This is a genomic window from Mycobacterium sp. (genome assembly GCF_052145595.1).
Taxonomy (GTDB): domain Bacteria; phylum Actinomycetota; class Actinomycetes; order Mycobacteriales; family Mycobacteriaceae; genus Mycobacterium.
Window position 1 is genome coordinate 21,591 of the sequence record NZ_JBKQOI010000166.1, and the last position, 16,571, is coordinate 38,161.

At 64.7% G+C, this 16,571-nt stretch carries 16 protein-coding genes, 1 tRNA gene and 4 pseudogenes; 8 read left to right on the forward strand and 13 right to left on the reverse strand.

Annotated features, from left to right (window positions below; translation table 11 throughout):
• Window positions 1-48: 48 nt before the first annotated feature.
• From ACLP4W_RS15195 to ACLP4W_RS15205, 3 genes are read right to left on the reverse strand one after another with little or no spacing between them, the layout of a single operon-like run.
• Window positions 49-840, reverse strand: coding sequence for an MBL fold metallo-hydrolase (locus ACLP4W_RS15195; RefSeq protein WP_442387228.1), 792 nt, complete (start codon window positions 838-840; stop codon window positions 49-51).
• Window positions 837-1,301 (reverse strand): RidA family protein, encoded by a 465-nt coding sequence (locus tag ACLP4W_RS15200; protein WP_442387231.1) that lies wholly within the window; start codon window positions 1,299-1,301, stop codon window positions 837-839. Before ACLP4W_RS15200 ends, ACLP4W_RS15195 begins: the two co-directional genes overlap by 4 nt.
• Window positions 1,302-1,463: a hypothetical protein gene (locus tag ACLP4W_RS15205; protein WP_424737013.1), complete on the reverse strand. Its 162-nt coding sequence runs from the start codon at window positions 1,461-1,463 to the stop codon at window positions 1,302-1,304. It lies immediately after the preceding gene.
• Between the two features lie 115 nt (window positions 1,464-1,578).
• On the opposite strand from ACLP4W_RS15205, the gene ACLP4W_RS15210 reads away from it, so the two are divergent.
• Window positions 1,579-2,601 (forward strand): ArsA-related P-loop ATPase, encoded by a 1,023-nt coding sequence (locus tag ACLP4W_RS15210; protein WP_442387233.1) that lies wholly within the window; start codon window positions 1,579-1,581, stop codon window positions 2,599-2,601.
• A complete protein-coding gene (locus tag ACLP4W_RS15215) occupies window positions 2,598-3,752 on the forward strand; it encodes an ArsA family ATPase (RefSeq protein ID WP_442387235.1) in 1,155 nt (384 codons plus the stop codon). The genes ACLP4W_RS15210 and ACLP4W_RS15215 overlap by 4 nt, the downstream gene beginning before the upstream one ends.
• A 319-nt stretch (window positions 3,753-4,071) precedes the next feature.
• Here ACLP4W_RS15215 and ACLP4W_RS15220 read toward each other — a convergent pair whose 3' ends face one another.
• Complete coding sequence (locus ACLP4W_RS15220) at window positions 4,072-4,422, reverse strand: WhiB family transcriptional regulator (RefSeq protein WP_442387237.1); 351 nt, start codon at window positions 4,420-4,422, stop codon at window positions 4,072-4,074.
• A 360-nt stretch (window positions 4,423-4,782) separates the two neighbouring features.
• Between ACLP4W_RS15220 and ponA2 the strand changes: the two genes are divergently transcribed.
• From ponA2 to ACLP4W_RS15240, 4 genes and pseudogenes are all read left to right on the forward strand, one after another.
• Window positions 4,783-7,212 carry a transglycosylase/D,D-transpeptidase PonA2 gene (gene ponA2, locus ACLP4W_RS15225; RefSeq protein WP_442387238.1) on the forward strand — a complete coding sequence of 810 codons (2,430 nt, stop codon included), beginning with the start codon at window positions 4,783-4,785 and terminating at the stop codon, window positions 7,210-7,212.
• 55 nt (window positions 7,213-7,267) lie between these two features.
• Entirely contained in the window at window positions 7,268-8,227 is a 960-nt protein-coding gene (locus tag ACLP4W_RS15230) for a metallophosphoesterase (RefSeq protein WP_442387240.1), read from the forward strand.
• Window positions 8,224-8,837 (forward strand): annotated as a pseudogene (locus ACLP4W_RS15235) (pyridoxal-phosphate dependent enzyme); the annotation flags it as partial. The gene ACLP4W_RS15230 and the pseudogene ACLP4W_RS15235, both read left to right, overlap by 4 nt.
• 119 nt (window positions 8,838-8,956) lie before the next feature.
• Window positions 8,957-9,030: transfer RNA gene (locus tag ACLP4W_RS15240), tRNA-Pro, on the forward strand.
• Window positions 9,031-9,191: 161 nt separating this feature from the next.
• On the opposite strand, the pseudogene ACLP4W_RS15245 reads toward ACLP4W_RS15240, so the two are convergent.
• Window positions 9,192-10,253 (reverse strand): annotated as a pseudogene (locus ACLP4W_RS15245) (tyrosine-type recombinase/integrase); the annotation flags it as partial.
• The gene (locus ACLP4W_RS15250; RefSeq protein WP_442387242.1) at window positions 10,240-10,836 is read right to left on the reverse strand and encodes a helix-turn-helix domain-containing protein; all 597 of its coding nucleotides are present in this window, start codon (window positions 10,834-10,836) and stop codon (window positions 10,240-10,242) included. The pseudogene ACLP4W_RS15245 and the gene ACLP4W_RS15250, both read right to left, overlap by 14 nt.
• An 89-nt stretch (window positions 10,837-10,925) precedes the next feature.
• Between ACLP4W_RS15250 and ACLP4W_RS15255 the strand changes: the two genes are divergently transcribed.
• Together ACLP4W_RS15255 and ACLP4W_RS15260 are read left to right on the forward strand one after the other, a co-directional pair.
• Window positions 10,926-11,123, forward strand: coding sequence for a helix-turn-helix transcriptional regulator (locus ACLP4W_RS15255; RefSeq protein ID WP_442387244.1), 198 nt, complete (start codon window positions 10,926-10,928; stop codon window positions 11,121-11,123).
• Window positions 11,124-11,196: 73 nt separating this feature from the next.
• Window positions 11,197-11,397, forward strand: coding sequence for a hypothetical protein (locus ACLP4W_RS15260; protein WP_442387246.1), 201 nt, complete (start codon window positions 11,197-11,199; stop codon window positions 11,395-11,397).
• Between the two features lie 587 nt (window positions 11,398-11,984).
• Here ACLP4W_RS15260 and ACLP4W_RS15265 read toward each other — a convergent pair.
• From ACLP4W_RS15265 to ACLP4W_RS15295, 7 genes and pseudogenes are all read right to left on the reverse strand, one after another.
• Window positions 11,985-12,278: a hypothetical protein gene (locus ACLP4W_RS15265; RefSeq protein WP_442387248.1), complete on the reverse strand. Its 294-nt coding sequence runs from the start codon at window positions 12,276-12,278 to the stop codon at window positions 11,985-11,987.
• Window positions 12,256-12,498 (reverse strand): hypothetical protein, encoded by a 243-nt coding sequence (locus ACLP4W_RS15270; protein WP_442387250.1) that lies wholly within the window; start codon window positions 12,496-12,498, stop codon window positions 12,256-12,258. Before ACLP4W_RS15270 ends, ACLP4W_RS15265 begins: the two co-directional genes overlap by 23 nt.
• A gap of 40 nt (window positions 12,499-12,538) precedes the next feature.
• Window positions 12,539-12,755: pseudogene (locus ACLP4W_RS15275) on the reverse strand (integrase core domain-containing protein); the annotation flags it as partial.
• 45 nt (window positions 12,756-12,800) lie between these two features.
• A complete protein-coding gene (locus ACLP4W_RS15280; RefSeq protein ID WP_324441129.1) occupies window positions 12,801-13,103 on the reverse strand; it encodes a DUF6262 family protein in 303 nt (100 codons plus the stop codon).
• Entirely contained in the window at window positions 13,100-15,013 is a 1,914-nt protein-coding gene (locus tag ACLP4W_RS15285; protein ID WP_442387252.1) for a tyrosine-type recombinase/integrase, read from the reverse strand. Before ACLP4W_RS15285 ends, ACLP4W_RS15280 begins: the two co-directional genes overlap by 4 nt.
• Entirely contained in the window at window positions 14,979-16,058 is a 1,080-nt protein-coding gene (locus ACLP4W_RS15290; protein WP_442387254.1) for a tyrosine-type recombinase/integrase, read from the reverse strand. The genes ACLP4W_RS15285 and ACLP4W_RS15290 overlap by 35 nt, the downstream gene beginning before the upstream one ends.
• A 96-nt stretch (window positions 16,059-16,154) precedes the next feature.
• Window positions 16,155-16,571, reverse strand: a pseudogene (locus ACLP4W_RS15295) (DDE-type integrase/transposase/recombinase); the annotation flags it as partial.

The window sequence follows — 16,571 nt, forward strand, 5'->3', positions numbered from 1 at the left end:
GTGTGCGCAGTTTCGACGCGCTCCGCGCAGACTCGGCGACCGAAGGCCTCAGCGACGCAGATAGTCCAGCTGCGCCTGAACCGACCATTCGGCCGCATCCCAGAGTTTCTCGTCGACGTCGACATAGACGTGCTCGACGATCTGGCGGGTGGTCGCGTCACCGCCGAGATCCGACAACGCGGCGCGGACCTGCTCCAGGCGTTCGTGCCGGTGCATCAGGTATCCCGACGCGGCGGCTTCCAGGTCGGCCAACTCCGGCCCGTGGCCGGGCAACACCGTGCGCCGCCCCAGGCCGCGCAGCCGCCGCAGTGACTCCAGGTAATCGCCCAGGCTGCCATCTTCCTTATCGATGACGGTGGTTCCACGGCCCAGCACACTGTCCGCGGTCAGGACCGCGTCGTCGAGGACGAACGACAGCGAGTCGGCGGTGTGCCCCGGAGTCGCCATCACCTTGATCTTCAGGCCGGCGGCATCGATCACCTCCCCGTCGATCAGCTCACCGCCGAGGCCACGCAAGAATCCGCTACCCGCCGAGCGCACGGTCGCGTCGGTCAGCTCGACCAGTTTGTCGATGCCGTCGGTGTGATCGCCGTGCCGGTGACTGATCAGCACCAGCGCGATGCGGCCCAGCGAGGCAATCCCGGCGACGTGCTCGTCGTCATCGGGCCCGGGATCCACGATGACCAACTCGTCGCTGCCGGGACCCCGCAGCACCCACGTGTTGGTGCCCTCCAGCGTCAGCAAACCGGGATTGTCTGCCAACAGCACCGACGCAGTGTCGGTGACCGCCCGCAACCGGCGGTATGCGGGATGGGTCAGCGACTCGGCAGCCTCGGTCACAGCCGTGAGCCGACCTCCACGATCAACTCGACTTCCACGGGCGCATCCAGTGGCAGCTCCGATACGCCGACAGCCGAACGCGCGTGCGCGCCTTTATCGCCGAACACCTCGGCAAGTAGGTCGGACGCCCCGTTGACCACGCTTGGCTGGCCGTTGAAACCCGGTGCCGATGCGACGAACCCGACGACCTTGACCACCCGGGTCACCGCGTCGATGCCGATCAGCGAGTCCACCGCGGCCAGTGCGTTGAGGGCGCAGATCCGCGCCATCGCGCCGGCCTCTTCGGCGCTGACGTCGGCGCCGACCTTGCCGGTTCGCGCCAACTTGCCGGCCTCGAGCGGCAGCTGACCCGAGGTGTAGACCAGGTTGCCGGTGCGCACCGCCGGTACATAGGACGCCAGCGGCGCAACCACCGCCGGAAGCACCACGCCAAGCTGCCCGAGCCGGACCGAAGCACTCACCTACTTTGGCCGCTTCAGATACGCGACGTGCTGCTCGCCGGTGGGCCCGGGCAGTACGGCCACCAGCTCCCAGCCATCGGCACCCCACTGGTCGAGGATCTGTTTGGTGGCGTGGGTCAGCAGCGGAATCGTGGCGTACTCCCATGCGGTCGGTTGGGTCATGACGCGAGCTTATCGGTCGATTTCGAACGGCTCGGGCCCGGTGGCCAGCCGATTGAGCGCTTCGCGGGTACCGCACCGATTTGCGGGACGAGTGAGGCGGTCGGGCTAGCATGCGATGGTGGCAACCACTCCTAGCGGCGGTAGTTCCGTCGGCTGGCCGGCGCGCTTGTCGAAGGCCCGCTTGCATATCGTGACCGGCAAAGGCGGTACGGGTAAGTCGACGGTGGCGGCCGCGCTGGCGCTGACGCTCGCAGCGGGAGGCCGCAAAGTCCTCCTCGTGGAAGTCGAGGGCCGCCAAGGGATTGCTCAACTATTCGACGTCCCGCCCCTGCCGTATGAGGAACTCAAGATCGCGACCGCCGAACGCGGCGGCCAGGTCAACGCGCTGGCAATCGACATCGAGGCCGCGTTCCTGGAATACCTCGACATGTTCTACAACCTCGGCATCGCGGGCCGCGCGATGCGCCGCATCGGTGCGATCGAATTCGCGACGACGATCGCGCCCGGTCTGCGCGACGTGCTGCTCACCGGCAAGATCAAGGAGTCGGTGGTGCGCGTCGATAAGAACAGGGTTCCGGTCTATGACGCGATCGTCGTCGACGCACCGCCGACGGGCCGGATCGCGCGTTTTCTGGATGTCACCAAGGCGGTGGCCGATCTGGCCAAGGGCGGGCCGGTGCACTCACAGAGCGAGGGCGTGGTGAAGTTGCTGCACTCCGACCAGACCGCCATCCACCTGGTCACTCTGCTGGAAGCATTGCCGGTGCAGGAAACACTCGAAGCCATCGAGGAGCTCGCCGAGATGGAGCTGCCGATCGGCAGCGTGATCGTGAACCGGAACATCCCGTCTTGCCTCGAGCCCCGCGACCTGGCGAAGGCCGCCGAGGGAGACGTCGACGCAGATTCGGTGCGGGCCGGGTTGCAGATCGCCGGAATCAAGCTCGACGACACCGATTTCGCCGGCCTGCTGACCGAAACCATCGAGCATGCGACCAGGATCACCGCGCGCGCAGAGACCGCGCAACAGCTCGATGCGTTAAAGGTGCCGCGGCTGGAACTACCGGCGATCTCCGATGGCGTCGACCTCGGCAGCCTGTATGAACTTTCGGAATCGCTTGCACAGCAGGGAGTTCGATGAGTATCACGCCGAAAACCCTGGATATGGCGGCAATTCTGGCCGACACATCCAACCGGGTGGTCGTGTGCTGTGGCGCGGGTGGCGTGGGCAAGACCACGACCGCGGCTGCGATGGCGCTGCGCGCAGCGGAATATGGCCGCACGGTTTGTGTTTTGACGATTGACCCCGCCAAGCGGCTGGCACAAGCGCTGGGAGTCAACGACCTGGGCAACACCCCCCAGCGGGTGCCGCTGGCTCCCGAAGTCTCCGGGGAGCTGCACGCGATGATGCTCGACATGCGCCGCACGTTCGACGAAATGGTGACGCAATACTCCGGACCTGGCCGGGCACAAGCGATTCTGGATAACCAGTTCTACCAGACAGTCGCCACTTCGCTGGCTGGCACGCAAGAGTACATGGCAATGGAGAAGCTGGGTCAATTGCTGAGCGAGGACCGATGGGACCTGGTTGTGGTCGATACTCCCCCGTCGCGCAATGCGCTGGATTTCTTGGACGCCCCAAAACGACTGGGCAGCTTCATGGATAGCCGATTGTGGCGGCTGCTGCTCGCGCCCGGCCGAGGCATCGGGCGATTGGTAACCGGTGCAATGGGTTTGGCGATGAAGGCGCTGTCTACCGTGCTCGGTTCACAGATGCTGGGCGACGCAGCGGCGTTCGTCCAATCGCTGGACGCCACATTCGGCGGTTTCCGCGAGAAAGCGGATCGCACCTATGCCCTGCTGAAGAGGCGCGGTACGCAGTTTGTGGTGGTGTCGGCGGCCGAGCCCGACGCACTGCGCGAGGCGGCCTTCTTTGTCGACCGGCTGTCACAGGAAGCTATGCCACTGGCGGGACTCGTCCTGAATCGCACCCACCCGACGTTGTGTTCCCTGCCGGTCGAGCGTGCGATCGACGGAACCGAAACGTTGGAGGCCAAAACGGATTCTGAGGCCGCGGCGCTGGCCGCAGCGGTGCTGAGGATTCATGCCGACCGCGGGCAAACCGCCAAGCGGGAGGTTAGATTGCTGTCCCGATTCACCGGAGCTCACCCGCACGTGCCGGTCATCGGGGTTCCGTCGCTGCCGTTCGACGTTTCGGATCTGGACGCGCTGCGCGCGCTCGCCGATCAGATCACCGCGGGCGACGATGCGGGCCGTGCGGCGGCCCGCTGAAGCGCCCACAACCGATTGGGCAGTAGCCGGTCCTGCGTGGCGCAGAGCCAAGTCGCGGCAAAATACCTGGCTGGAGCCCACCAGCTCTTATTTGTCACAAGCGAGTCCCTGTTCGGAGCGAGCCAGTCGTCGCCGCCGAATTCCTATTTGGCACAAGCCAGTTAGTATTCGACACAAGCCAGTTAGCTATTAGACAAACTCTAATAAAGACAGCCATCGAGTGCTGTAACAAAAACGTAATCATGAAAACCGAGGTTTTCAGTACCCCCGGGAGGCTCGCGCCCGATCCGCTGCACGGCGAGTGCGCGGACCGGCGGAATCAGCAGATGCCGCGATTTCTGCGCTTGTCGAAGAAGTCCGCCCACGAGACGACGTCGGGGTGTTGCCTCAGCAGGGCCCTGCGCTGGCGCTCGGTCATGCCGCCCCAAACCCCGAACTCGACCTTGTTGTCCAACGCGTCCGCCCCGCACTCTTGCATCACCGGGCAGTGCCGGCAGATCACCGCCGCCTTACGTTGCGCGGCGCCCCGAACAAAGAGTTCGTCGGGGTCAGTGGTCCGACACAGTGCTTTTGAGACCCAGGCAATCCGTTCTTCGGCGTCGACACTGCGGAGTACCGTTTGGGCAGCCGCAATGTTCGTTCTACGCGCGGCCGGCCGTGTTCCTGCCACGAGCTGTTCCCTTCCTCCCGGCCGCCAGTCGCGACCGCCCTCCTCGGGTGGCAGATCCCAGCTGCGATCTAGGCCACACTATGCAAATCGGTGTTATCTGAATCTCACCGTGTGTCTAAGTTAGGTGGTCAGGTGGCAATTGCGCAACAGTCTCATAACGCTTTTTTTGGGACGCGCGTGCAGTCTCGTACCGAACGATAATTCCGGCCGGGGGCTGGCGCACCTCATCCCGGTAGCTGACCAGTGACGCAAACACAAATTTGTACTAAAGCGATCGTAAGTTCGCTGGTCAGGGCGTGGCTGGTCGATAGCTCTGCTGATCCGCGCGCCGACGTGACGGGGGCCGCTACCCTAGTACGCATGTCAGACCGCCCCCCGGCCGCTCTCACGCTTCTCAAGCTCGCGGGGTGCTGTTTGTTGGCCAGCGTGGTCGCCACGGCGCTGATGTTCCCGCTGGCGGGTGGACTGGGGCTGATGTCCAATCGGGCCTCCGAAGTGGTCGCTAACGGCTCGACCCAGCTTCTCCAGGGTGAGGTGCCGGCGGTGTCGACGATGGTCGACAAAAAGGGCAACGTCATCGCATGGCTGTATTCACAGCGCCGATTCGAGGTGCCGACGGACAAGATCGCCAACACGATGAAGCTGGCGATCGTCTCGATCGAGGACAAGCGGTTCGCCGACCACAACGGAGTGGACTGGAAGGGCACCCTGACCGGGCTGGCCGGCTACGCATCCGGCGACGTCGATACGCGCGGTGGTTCGACTATCGAACAGCAGTACGTGAAGAACTACCAACTGCTGGTAACGGCCCAAACCGATGCCGAAAAGCGCGCGGCCGTCGAAACCACTCCGGCCCGTAAGCTGCGCGAGATCCGGATGGCGCTCACGCTGGACAAGACCTTTACCAAGCCCGAGATCCTGACCCGCTACCTGAACCTGGTCTCGTTCGGCAACGGCTCGTTCGGGGTGCAGGACGCGGCGCAAACCTACTTCGGCATCAACGCGTCGGATCTGAACTGGCAGCAGGCGGCCCTGCTAGCCGGCATAGTCCAGTCGACCAGCTCGCTCAACCCCTATACGAACCCAGATGGCGCGTTGGCCCGGCGCAACTTAGTCCTGGACACCATGATCGAGAATCTGCCGCAAGAGGCCGACGCCCTGCGCGCTGCCAAGACCACTCCGCTCGGGATATTGCCGCAGCCCAATGAGCTGCCTCGGGGCTGCATCGCGGCCGGCGACCGAGCATTCTTCTGCGACTACGTCCAGGAGTACCTGTCCCGCGCCGGGATAAGCAAGGAACAGCTGGCCAGAGGCGGCTACATGATCCGCACGACGTTGGACCCGGACGTGCAGAGCCCGGTCAAGGCGGCCATCGACAAGTTCGCCAGCCCGACCCTGGCGGGCATCTCGAGCGTGATGAGTGTTATCGCGCCGGGGAAGGATTCCCACCACGTCATGGCAATGGCCAGCAACCGCACATACGGGCTGGACATCGACGCCGGCGAGACGATGCGACCGCAGCCGTTTTCCCTGGTCGGTGACGGTGCGGGGTCCGTCTTCAAGATCTTCACCACGGCCGCGGCGCTGGACATGGGTATGGGCATCAACGCCACGCTCGAGGTGCCGGGCCGGTTCCAGGCCAAGGGCATGGGCAGTGGCGGGGCCAAGGGGTGCCCCAAGGACACCTGGTGCGTGATCAACGCCGGTAACTACCGCGGTTCGATGAATGTGACCGACGCGCTGGCCACCTCGCCCAACACGGCCTTCGCCAAACTGATCCAGCAGGTCGGGGTGACCCGCACGGTGGACATGGCGATCAAGCTCGGCCTGCGGTCCTACGCCAATCCCGGCACCGCCCGCGACTACAACCCCGACAGCAACGAGAGCCTTGCCGATTTCGTCAAACGGCAGAACATCGGCTCGTTCACGCTGGGCCCCATCGAGGTGAACGCGCTGGAGTTGTCGAATGTGGCGGCCACGTTGGCTTCCGGCGGCGTGTGGTGCCCACCGAGCCCGATCGACAAGCTGTTCGACCGCCACGGGAACGAAGTCGCGGTGACCACCGAGACCTGCGATCAGGTGGTCCCCGAGGGTTTGGCGAACACCATGGCCAACGCGATGAGCAAAGACGCGCTGGGCAGTGGCACGGCTGCGGGTTCGGCCGGCGCGGCGGGCTGGGATCTACCGGTGTCCGGGAAGACCGGCACCACCGAGGCCCATCGATCCTCCGGCTTTGTCGGCTTCACGAGCCACTACGCGGCGGCGAACTACATCTACGACGACTCAACCACACCGACGGACCTGTGCTCATCCCCGCTACGGCATTGCGGCGAGGGCGACTTGTACGGCGGCAACGAGCCGGCGCACACGTGGTTCACCGCGATGAAACCCATCGCCAACAACTTCGGCGAGGTGAAGTTGCCGCCGACCGACCCGCGGTATGTCGAAGGCTCGCCCGCGTCGCGGGTCCCGAGCGTCGCCGGCATGGACGTGGACGCGGCACGCCAGCGCCTGAAGGACGCCGGTTTCCAGGTTTCCGACCAAACCAACTCCGTCAACAGCAGCGCCAAATACGGCGATGTGGTCGGAACGACACCCAGCGGCCAAACGATTCCGGGTTCGATCATCACGATCCAGGTCAGTAATGGCATCCCTCCGGCGCCGCCTCCGCCGCCGGAGGGTGCGCCGGGGGTACCGCCCCCGGTCGGATCGCAGGTCGTGGAGATTCCCGGCCTGCCGCCGATCACCATTCCGCTCCTGGCACCCCCGCCGCCCCCGCCGCCGCCGTAGGCACGGTGGCGCAGGATATGCGCTCGCACTCGCCGACGGGCAGTAAGCTGCCTGCATGGCTGATGTTCTGCCCGCCCTGGTACGCACCGGCGCCGTTGCGCTTGGCTCGACCGTCGCCGGCATCGGTTACGCGGCGATCGTCGAGCGCAACGCGTTCATTCTGCGCGAGATCACCATGCCCGTCTTGACACCGGGCTCCACACCGCTGCGGGTGCTGCATATCAGCGATCTCCACATGCTGCGCAATCAGCGCCGCAAACAGGCCTGGCTGCGCGAGCTGGCCAGCTGGGAGCCCGACCTGGTCGTCAATACCGGCGACAACCTGGCGCACCCCAGGGCCGTGCCCGCGGTCGTCCAGACCTTGGGCGACCTGCTGTCGCGACCGGGTGTCTTCGTCTTCGGCAGCAATGACTACTTCGGGCCGCGCCTGAAGAACCCGTTGAATTACCTGACCAACCCATCGCACCGGGTCCGCGGTGAGCCGCTGCCCTGGCAGGATCTGCGGGCGGCGTTCACCGAGCGCGGCTGGCTCGACCTAACCCACACCCGGCGGGAGTTCGAGGTCGCCGGCCTGCACATCGCCGCTGCGGGCGTGGACGACCCGCATATCGACCGGGACCGCTACGACACGATCGCGGGTCCGGCAAGCCCGTCCGCCAACCTGCGGCTGGGGTTGATCCATTCGCCGGAGCCACGGGTGCTGGATCGTTTCGCCGCCGATGGCTACCAGCTGGTGATGGCCGGCCACACCCACGGCGGACAGGTCTGCCTGCCGTTCTACGGGGCTCTGGTGACGAACTGCGGCCTGGACCGGTCCCGGGCAAAGGGTCCGTCACGCTGGGGCGCGAACCTGCAGTTGCACGTCTCGGCCGGGATAGGAACCTCGCCGTTCGCACCCGTGCGGTTCTGCTGTAGGCCCGAAGCAACCCTGCTGACGTTGATCGCCAGCCCGATGGGTGACCGGGATTCGCGCAGCGATCTGGGCCGCTCACAGCCTGCAGCTTCGCTGCGCTGACCGATCGGACCCGGATCGCGGTCCGCAGACGCTCGCGTTGCTGGACCGACAATGCGATCCGGCTGATCCAGGCCGACGCCCGGCGCAGCGCCGGCACGTACCTACTCCGGTACCCGCTGCCGTCGGCCTGGTGCACCGACGGCCTCAATGTTCAGGTCGCGCTGTACCTCAAAGACGAGACGACCCATATCACCGGCAGCCTCAAGCATCGCCTGGCGCGCTCGCTGTTCCTTTATGCGCTCTGCAACGGGTGGATCGACGAGGGCACCACGGTCGTCGAGGTAACCTCGGGCTCGACGGCGGTACGGTAATTATCAGTGGCCTACTTCGCCGCGTTGCTGGGTCTGCCGTTCATCCCGTGATGCCGGCTGCCACCAGCTCCGCCAAGGTGGCGTTGATCGAATCCCACGGTGGCCGTTGCCATTTCGTGCAGACCTCAAGTGAGGTATATGCCGAAGCGCAGCGTGTGGCCCGAGACACCGGCGGACACTACCTGGGCCAGTTCACCAATGCCGAACGCGCCACCGACTGGCGTGGCAACAACAACATCGCCGAGTCGATCTACGACCAGATGATCGAGGAGCGCAACCCCGTCCCGGAATGGATCGTCCAACAGGCTCCGCCGAGGCGCTGATGGAATTCGAACGCGCTTGTCGGTGGAACTGACCAACGTTGCGCTGCGGTTTGGCCAGTCGACGGGCCGGTGCGATAGGCTGTCGTGGCTTCAAGCGGGGTGTGGCGCAGCTTGGTAGCGCGCTTCGTTCGGGACGAAGAGGCCGTGGGTTCGAATCCCGCCACCCCGACACGCGTTCTCGCTGGTAGAAGGCTCTGACTGGATATTCCGATCAGAGCCCTGTTCCATTTCAGTCCGCAGTTGGTCCGCAGTAGATCGAAGCGCCGCGAGGCGCGCCTGATCCAACGCCGCTGACACCTGCTCCAAGTCGTCGGGGAACAGGTCCGCATAGGTATCGAGCGTGAGGACTGCGGAAGCGTGGCCCAACATCGTTTGCACGGCCTTGACGTTGGCGCCCGCACTGATCGCAAGCGACGCCGCGGTGCGACGCAGATCGTGTGGCGTCACCGTGGGGAAGCCTCTGATCTGGCGGGTGAGCCGTCGAACGGCGGGGCTGAAGACCCTGGGGCGCCAATGCGATACACGCAGCACTCCCCCATCTGCGGTGGTAAAGACCAGGTCGTCGCGATCCTTGTCCACCATGAGCGCGGCGAGTTCGTTCGCCAAGAATGCGGGAAATGGCACCGAACGTTGTTCGTACGACTTCGGTGTGGACCACACCAGCCGGCCGCGAACTTCGGCGACTGCCTGGCGAACCAGTACTCGGCGGCGAAGCATGTCTGCGTCACGGACATGTAGCGCGGCCATCTCACCCCACCGCAGGCCCGTGTATGCAAGGAAACGGACGACCGTCGCGTCCAGAGCGACTTCCCTGGCCAGCAATTCGACCTGTTGATGTGTCAGGTATCCGCGGGGCCGGTGCGCCCGCCGAGGGAGCTTGAGCCCAGCACAGGGGTTTCGAGCGATACGGCGGTCTTCAACCGCCATCTCCAGCACCTGGCGCAATACGCTCACGGCGTTTTCGATTGTCGAGACGCCGGTACCTGCGGCCGCGAGTTCTTGAACCCACGCCCGAATCGCGCTTGTGTGTACGTCCGCGGCCGCGACCAGGGCCCACCGAGGCTCTACATGGGTGGTCCACGTGTAGCTGCGTGTAGAAGAGGTCGTTTCTTTCAAGTGCCCTTGTGTATCAACCCATTTGGCGTGCAATTCCCCTACGGTGATTCGACCCGCCTTCGGTGCCACGTACGCACCGGTCACCTGACTCGCCGTGATCTCATCGAGCCATGCTTGCGCCTCGACTCGGCGCTCGAATGACCGGCTGTTCTCGCAACCCTGATTATCGACATAACGGGCGAGCCAACGGCGTCCCTTTCCAGCACGCGCAGAGGAGGTGCCATCCGCGCGACGCCACCTGTCTTCCACGCCAGCTCGGCGGTTACGTCGCTGCATCAGGCTCCTCTGCCGATCCAACAATGACCTGAGATGCCGCGACAGCGACTTGGTTCAGGAGATCTCGAACCCGCGGAGTCGCATCGAGCATCACTTCCGGCTCAACTTCAGGAAAATCTGGAGCGTGGCGCGATAAGAACGCCTCACCGGCGGTGCCGTCTAACTGACCGTCGACGACATTCATCGGCGCAAGGTAGGGGTACGCGTCGACTATCTTCGATGCTCTCAAGAGAAACTGCACCATCTCTGCCAGTTGAGCCCTTGCCCGCATCGCACACTCCATCGCCGCGGTATGGGTTCTCATGAATCGGTCGTACGGATCGTGTTCAGGCGAGTCAACGAGATCGTCGAGAAGCAAATGCATGCACCGCGCGATCGCATTCGCCTCTCGCAGTTTGACTTCGCGAGTTCCACGTTCGATCCGGGTGATCGCGGAAGCATCCAACTTCACACCGTATCGAGCTATCTCTTCAGCGAGTCGGCGCTGACTCCAGCGCCGCTCCTCTCGGGCTCTCCGCAATGTATCCCCGAAGGCGCGCCCGAACTCGTCGCTGCCAAATTCGGCTGCGCCACGTTGTTGCATGAATCGCATCATAGTGCTTGACGAGCACTGCGAGGCAGTGACAAGCTGTGCAATGTTGAAATAGCACTATGGTGTGATAGGAGCATCAAATGGAGTTGGTCAATGCACACCAGGTTTCCGCGATGACTGGCGTACCCGTTGGCACGTTGCATTACTGGCGACATGCAAATCTCGGCCCAACAAGCTTCACGTTAGGGCGCCGAATCGTGTACCGGCGTGAGGAAGTTCTGCGTTGGATTACCGAGCAAGAGGCGGCGACTCGGCGGGGCGGGGGCGACGCGGCATGATGCCACCGACAGTAAACGTTTACGTGACAGTCTCAGACAACCCGCGCAGCCGCGGCACCGGAACTTGTATTCGATGAACACGCGGTCGCGGCGGACTCGATCGCCGCACGGCCTGCTGGATGTCTATGGCAGCCACACCGCCGGTGCGCCACCTGAAACCGCGCGGCGTTACGCGGCCATCGTCGTTACCGCCTCGGTGCGCAGACAGATCAAGAGTTGGGCCAGCCTCCTCGCCGCCAGCACCAGTACCGCAAGGCAGGCTGAACTCGAATGACTGGCAACGGGCCGTTCTGGTCTTCACGACCGGTCCTTGAACACATTCTGACGCTGGCTCGCGCACGGAGAGTCGGACCCTGGGCAGTGCTGGGCGCAGCGATGACTCACGCTGTCGCCAGCATTCCCGCCCATGTAGCTATTCCCGCCATGGTAGGCGGCCGCATGTCGTTGAACATGTTCGTCGCCTTGGTCGGGCCGTCCGGCGCTGGTAAGGGCGGCGCCGAAGCCGCAGCGACGGCCGGCATCAAATTCGGTGGCCCCCGAGTAGATTCAGTTCCCCTCGGAAGCGGTGAGGGAGCCGGCCGCACTTTTCGCCCCTTGGGCACACCCGCCGAGAGTTCAAATCCCGTCACGGCTGCGATCTTCACCGTCCCCGAAGTCGACACACTGACGGCACTGATTGGCCGTCAAGGCTCGACGCTGTCCGCCGAGCTTCGCAAGCTCTACTCTGGCGAAGCCCTTGGCTTCGCCAATTCCGGCAAGGACACGCGCAATGTCGTGGCCCCCCATAGCTATCGCGCTTGCCTGATCGTCGGCGTGCAGCCATTGCGCTCACATGCACTTTTGGGTGGAGTCGACGGCGGCTTACCCCAGCGCTTCATCTGGTTGCCTACGTGCGACCCGGACGCCCCCGACGACCGCCCGCCAGACCCTGGATCTCCTCAACCCCTGCTCGGGCACACCGTAGACGTTCACGTTTTGCGGCGAGCGCGGATCTTGCAGGATCGTGTTGCCGTAGACCACCGGGATCGCCGATTCGACGCCCGGGAGCCGGGCGATCGCCTGCGTTTCTGCCTCCGGGAACCTCGATGAACCCATGAACGGACCTACTGCGCCCACCTGGATGAGGTAGGTGTCAATGCCCAGCGAGTCGACCACACTGCGCCTCGACACGAAAACCATGCGTCAGCCCGGTGATGATGAGGGTCAGCGCGAATACCATTCCAGTGCCGATGGCCGCGATGATGAAGCGTCGCAGACGCCACTGCATGTCCCGCAACGCGGTGGTCAGCATTGGCGTGCACATCTGCTCTCGCAGTTCGCCGAGATACCCCACGGCTCGACCGCGGCCATCGCCGCGTAGCTGCAATTCAGACATGGGTATCACCGTGAGGGGGACCCGTTTGGTGGTCCAGTCGCTATGCGGCTTGGGGTTGGTGGGTCGTGGTCCACTGTAGGGCGAATTCGGTTGGGGTGAGTTCGCCGTGGGCGGAGTGGGGTCTGTTGGCGTTGTAGTCGCAGCGCCAGTCTTCGATGATCACGCGGGCTTCCAGCAGCGAGTCGAAGCGCCACGAGTTGAGTGAGTTCGTCGCGGAGCCGGCCGTTGAACGACTCGATCCAGGCGTTCTGCCACGGTTATCCGGCTAATCTTGGCGCGGTTTCACCTGTTGAGCGGTGCATTTAGTCGGCTTTTGGTTTTCGTAGGCGGCGGATTTCTTCTTCGTGGCGGCGCACGGTGGTGGCGATGGCGTCCAACGCGATGCGTAGGTGGGCGATCTCGGTGGTGAGTCCGGATAGGGTGTGGGCTTCCTTGCCGCGGGCGCGGTGTTCTTCGATGATTCTGCGTAGGTCGGAGTTGCGGTAGAGAGTGGCTCGGCCGAGTCCGGTACGGGCCGCGACGTCATCGAAGGTCACTTGTTGTCCGGCGAGAATGATTGCGGCGCAGGCATCTTCGACGTGTTGTCGGCGCTGTTGGGGTGTCATCCGGTCTGTGTCTGACTGATGTGGGCGTCGAGGCGTTCGATGAGTCGGCGGTGGCGTTCGGCTTCACCGGTCCAGCCGCGGGCCTCGGCGTCACGAGCCAGGGTTTCGGTGTCGGCACGCTGAGCGGCCAGGACGGGCAGGTAACCGGTATCAGTGCGGAAGTTGGGGCAGTGTTCACAAATATTGGCGTAGGCGCACGGGCCCTGGACCTGGGCCCGGATGCAGAAGCCACCGGCGAGGCGGGCCTTGACCGCCGGGGCGTGTTTCCAGTCGCCGTCGACGATCGGCAGTTGGGTGCGTCCCTGGGGTGGCTCGGTGGGCAGGGTACCGAGATGGGCTTTGGCGGCGGCCAAGGCCCGCTCGTATTCGGTGCGCACGGTCGAGTCGAACAGCCGTCCGTAGCGCAGGCTCATCTCGGCCGAGACATGGCCGAGCAAGGCCATCAGGCTCTGCAGGGAGACACCGGCGTTGACCAGTGCGGTGGCGTAGGTGTGGCGCAGTTGGTGCGGGGTGATGTGCGGTAGGCCGGCATCGGTAGTAACGCGGGTCAAGACGTCGCGAAGGTGATCGACGGTCAGGCGCCGACCGTGGTGGGTGAGCAGGTAGTCGGTGGGTCGAGCCGTGCGCGGGTGGGGCAACGGCCGTCCGGGTGAGCGGTGGGCGACGATGCGGTCGATCAGCGCGACGGTTTCCTCGTCGAGGGGCACCATGCGTTCGGTATTCAGCTTGCCCAGCGGAACCTTCAGCCACGCGCCTTGGCCGGGGATCTCGTGCACGCTGTCCAGTTCTAGGTCGACGAGCTCACCGATGCGCAAACCGGTCGCTCGTTGCAGCAGCAACGCATCAGCGGGCAGCCGCTCGGGCCAGGTATGAAGTGCTTGGGTCAGGCGCCGATCCAGGTCCGGGGTGAGGTAGCGGGGCAAGGCCCGGGGCAATTTAGGGATATCGGAGCGAAACACCAGGCGCCGCTGCGGTGCTTGCGGCCAGCCCCATTCGGCGATGTCGTTGAGCAGGCAGTGCACTGCCAGGATCCGGCCGCGGCGCTCAGATGCCTGGATCGGTGCGCCGGTGCGCGAGTTCATCGCCTCGGCAGTCGCGGTCAGGTAGGTCTCAATGTGGCGGCGGCGGTCCAGGCCGGCCAGGCTTGGTAGCGCCGGGTCGACCGCGGCCAGATGCGCGGCGAAGTGGTTGAGCCGGGTCGCGGTGCCGGTGACCGTGCCGCGGCTGTGGGTGGCGGTCAACCGATCGAGGTAGGCCACAAACGAGCCGCGCAGCGCCGGGGTGGCGTCCCGCATCCGCTGCGCAAAGCTCTGCCGTAGCAGACTCGTCGCGTTGACCGGCTGTTCGGTGAACACACCGAGGTGAAACATGACCTGCCGGGCGGTGTGGGTGGCACTGCTGTAATGACGACTGGCTTTCCCTCGGCCGTGTCGCGCCGCGCTTGCGGCCAGCAAGTCGTCGAAATCGTTGTCGATCAACGCATCCAACCGTCGGCCGGTCTGGATGAGTAGCCTGCCGATCACCTGCGATGCGGCCGCGCTGCGGGTGCGTTCGGTGAAGCCGAGTTCTTGCGCGGCGCTCAGGAACCACGCCAGGTCTTCGGCTAACGGCCCCGGTGGCAGATGCCGCCAGAACACGGCCAGTTTGCGGCGGATCAGGTAGTCATAGCCGGGCCGCAGATACCCGGCCAACATCAAGAACATTACGAACGAGCGGGTGGGATGAGAAACCGTCAATCGCGCGTCGAGCGGCTCACCGGCCCACCGCTGCGGATCGGGCCAGCGCCGCAGGAACGTTCGCGCGGCCGAGCCAAGGTTCACACTGATCAAACCCAGCCGACCACAGTGTTCGTCGTATGCGGCGAGCAGGTCGACCTCAGGAACGCGCGCGTAGGCGAGCACGGGCGGCATCGAACTCCTCACGCAGAAACGTTGGGGCCAAGTGGATGTAGGCAGCAGCGGAGTCGACGTGGTCGTGGCCCATCAGCGCTTGGATCACCGACAGGTCGACCCCCGCCTCGGCCAGTGCGGTGCCAAACGAATGCCGTAACGCGTGTGGATGCCCCGCCGCGACACCGGAGCGCTCGCGGTGATACCGGAACACCGTGCGCAGCCCCGCCGGGGTCAGCGGCTGTCCGCGATGGGCGCCTTTGGCGACGACGAACAGTGCATCAGCGTCAGTCTCAGGACGTTCGGCCAGCAGATAGGTTTGGATCGCGCCGGCAATGTCGGTGTCAATCGGCACTGACCGTTCCTTGCCGCCCTTACCGAACACCCGAACCCAGCGGCGCGCAATGTCGACATCGCTGACCCGCAACCCGAGCACCTCCGCAGACCGCAGCCCCGACAACAGCATCAACCCACCGATCGCGCGGTCACGCCAGCTACGGAAGCTGCCCAGCAGCGCCGCAGACTCCTCCCGCGACAACCCCCGCGGCAACCGGCGCGGCTCACGGACCCGCAGCTGCGACCGCGACTTCGGCTTCGCCGTGTGCGCCAACAGCCCGGAACGCTCACCGCGCGAACGCAACCGGGCCGCCCGCCCGCCACGTACTGGGCTACGCGCATCCGGGTCACGCATCTCCCGGAACGCAAACAAGCTCGAAATCGCCGCTAACCGCCGATTGATCGTCGCCGGCGCATACCCCTGATTACGGCCATCACGGATCGAATACACGTTGCCACCCGGCCGACCCGGCAACGTCGCCTCCCGACACACTGTCAAGAACCGCAGCAGCACATCAACATTCACCTCCGCCAGACCCAACTGCTCGCCACTCAGCCACCGCGCGAACGCCAGCAGGTCATAGGCGTAAGCACGGCAGGTTCGAGGGGAGAAATTCCGGTCAGCCAGATACCCCAGGAATTCATTCACCAGCCCGAACTTCTCTGCGGCCGTTCCGCACAACTGCCAGACGCCGTCGTCGTCCACAGCCGCAGACAGTTCCTTCGTCATGAGATGTACATATCCCATCTCGCACCACCACGGTCAAGAACCGCAGGAAAACGGCGTGTCGAGCGACATCGAATATCCCGATTAGCCGGTTAAGAGAGGCGAGCCCGGATCGATGAACAGCGAACCGGTGCCGTTGAACCGGCACCAATCATTCACGGCGTGCGCCACGAACTCGGGACCGTTGTCAAAGCGCACGTAGCCCGGCGCTCCTTGATTGAGGGCCAGGCGATCCAAGACAGCGACGACGCCGTCGGCGTCGATGCCACGATCAACGTTGATCGCGAGGGCTTCGCGGGTGAACTCGTCGATCACGTTCAGCATCTTCAAGGTGCGGCCATCGGCGGTCGTGTCGAACTGGAAGTCCATCGCCCAGATCACGTTCGGACGAATCGGTGACATCGCGCCAACGGCGACACCAATACCGGTCAGACGCTTCTTCTTGCGGCGCTGCGGGACCCGCAGGCCCTCCTCACGCCACAGCCGGCGGATGCGCTTGTTGTTGACCTTCCAGCC

Bases quoted from the DNA above. Each gene is read 5' to 3' on its own strand.
- ACLP4W_RS15285 (WP_442387252.1), bottom strand. From the start codon at position 15,013: ATGCCGCCCGTGCTCGCCTACGCGCGCGTTCCTGAGGTCGACCTGCTC.
- ACLP4W_RS15270 (WP_442387250.1), bottom strand. From the start codon at position 12,498: ATGTCTGAATTGCAGCTACGCGGCGATGGCCGCGGTCGAGCCGTGGGG.
- ACLP4W_RS15230 (WP_442387240.1), top strand. From the start codon at position 7,268: ATGGCTGATGTTCTGCCCGCCCTGGTACGCACCGGCGCCGTTGCGCTT.
- ponA2 (WP_442387238.1), top strand. From the start codon at position 4,783: ATGTCAGACCGCCCCCCGGCCGCTCTCACGCTTCTCAAGCTCGCGGGG.
- ACLP4W_RS15290 (WP_442387254.1), bottom strand. From the start codon at position 16,058: ATGACGAAGGAACTGTCTGCGGCTGTGGACGACGACGGCGTCTGGCAG.
- ACLP4W_RS15255 (WP_442387244.1), top strand. From the start codon at position 10,926: ATGGAGTTGGTCAATGCACACCAGGTTTCCGCGATGACTGGCGTACCC.
- ACLP4W_RS15280 (WP_324441129.1), bottom strand. From the start codon at position 13,103: ATGACACCCCAACAGCGCCGACAACACGTCGAAGATGCCTGCGCCGCA.
- ACLP4W_RS15205 (WP_424737013.1), bottom strand. From the start codon at position 1,463: ATGACCCAACCGACCGCATGGGAGTACGCCACGATTCCGCTGCTGACC.
- ACLP4W_RS15210 (WP_442387233.1), top strand. From the start codon at position 1,579: ATGGTGGCAACCACTCCTAGCGGCGGTAGTTCCGTCGGCTGGCCGGCG.
- ACLP4W_RS15260 (WP_442387246.1), top strand. From the start codon at position 11,197: ATGAACACGCGGTCGCGGCGGACTCGATCGCCGCACGGCCTGCTGGAT.
- ACLP4W_RS15250 (WP_442387242.1), bottom strand. From the start codon at position 10,836: ATGCAACAACGTGGCGCAGCCGAATTTGGCAGCGACGAGTTCGGGCGC.
- ACLP4W_RS15215 (WP_442387235.1), top strand. From the start codon at position 2,598: ATGAGTATCACGCCGAAAACCCTGGATATGGCGGCAATTCTGGCCGAC.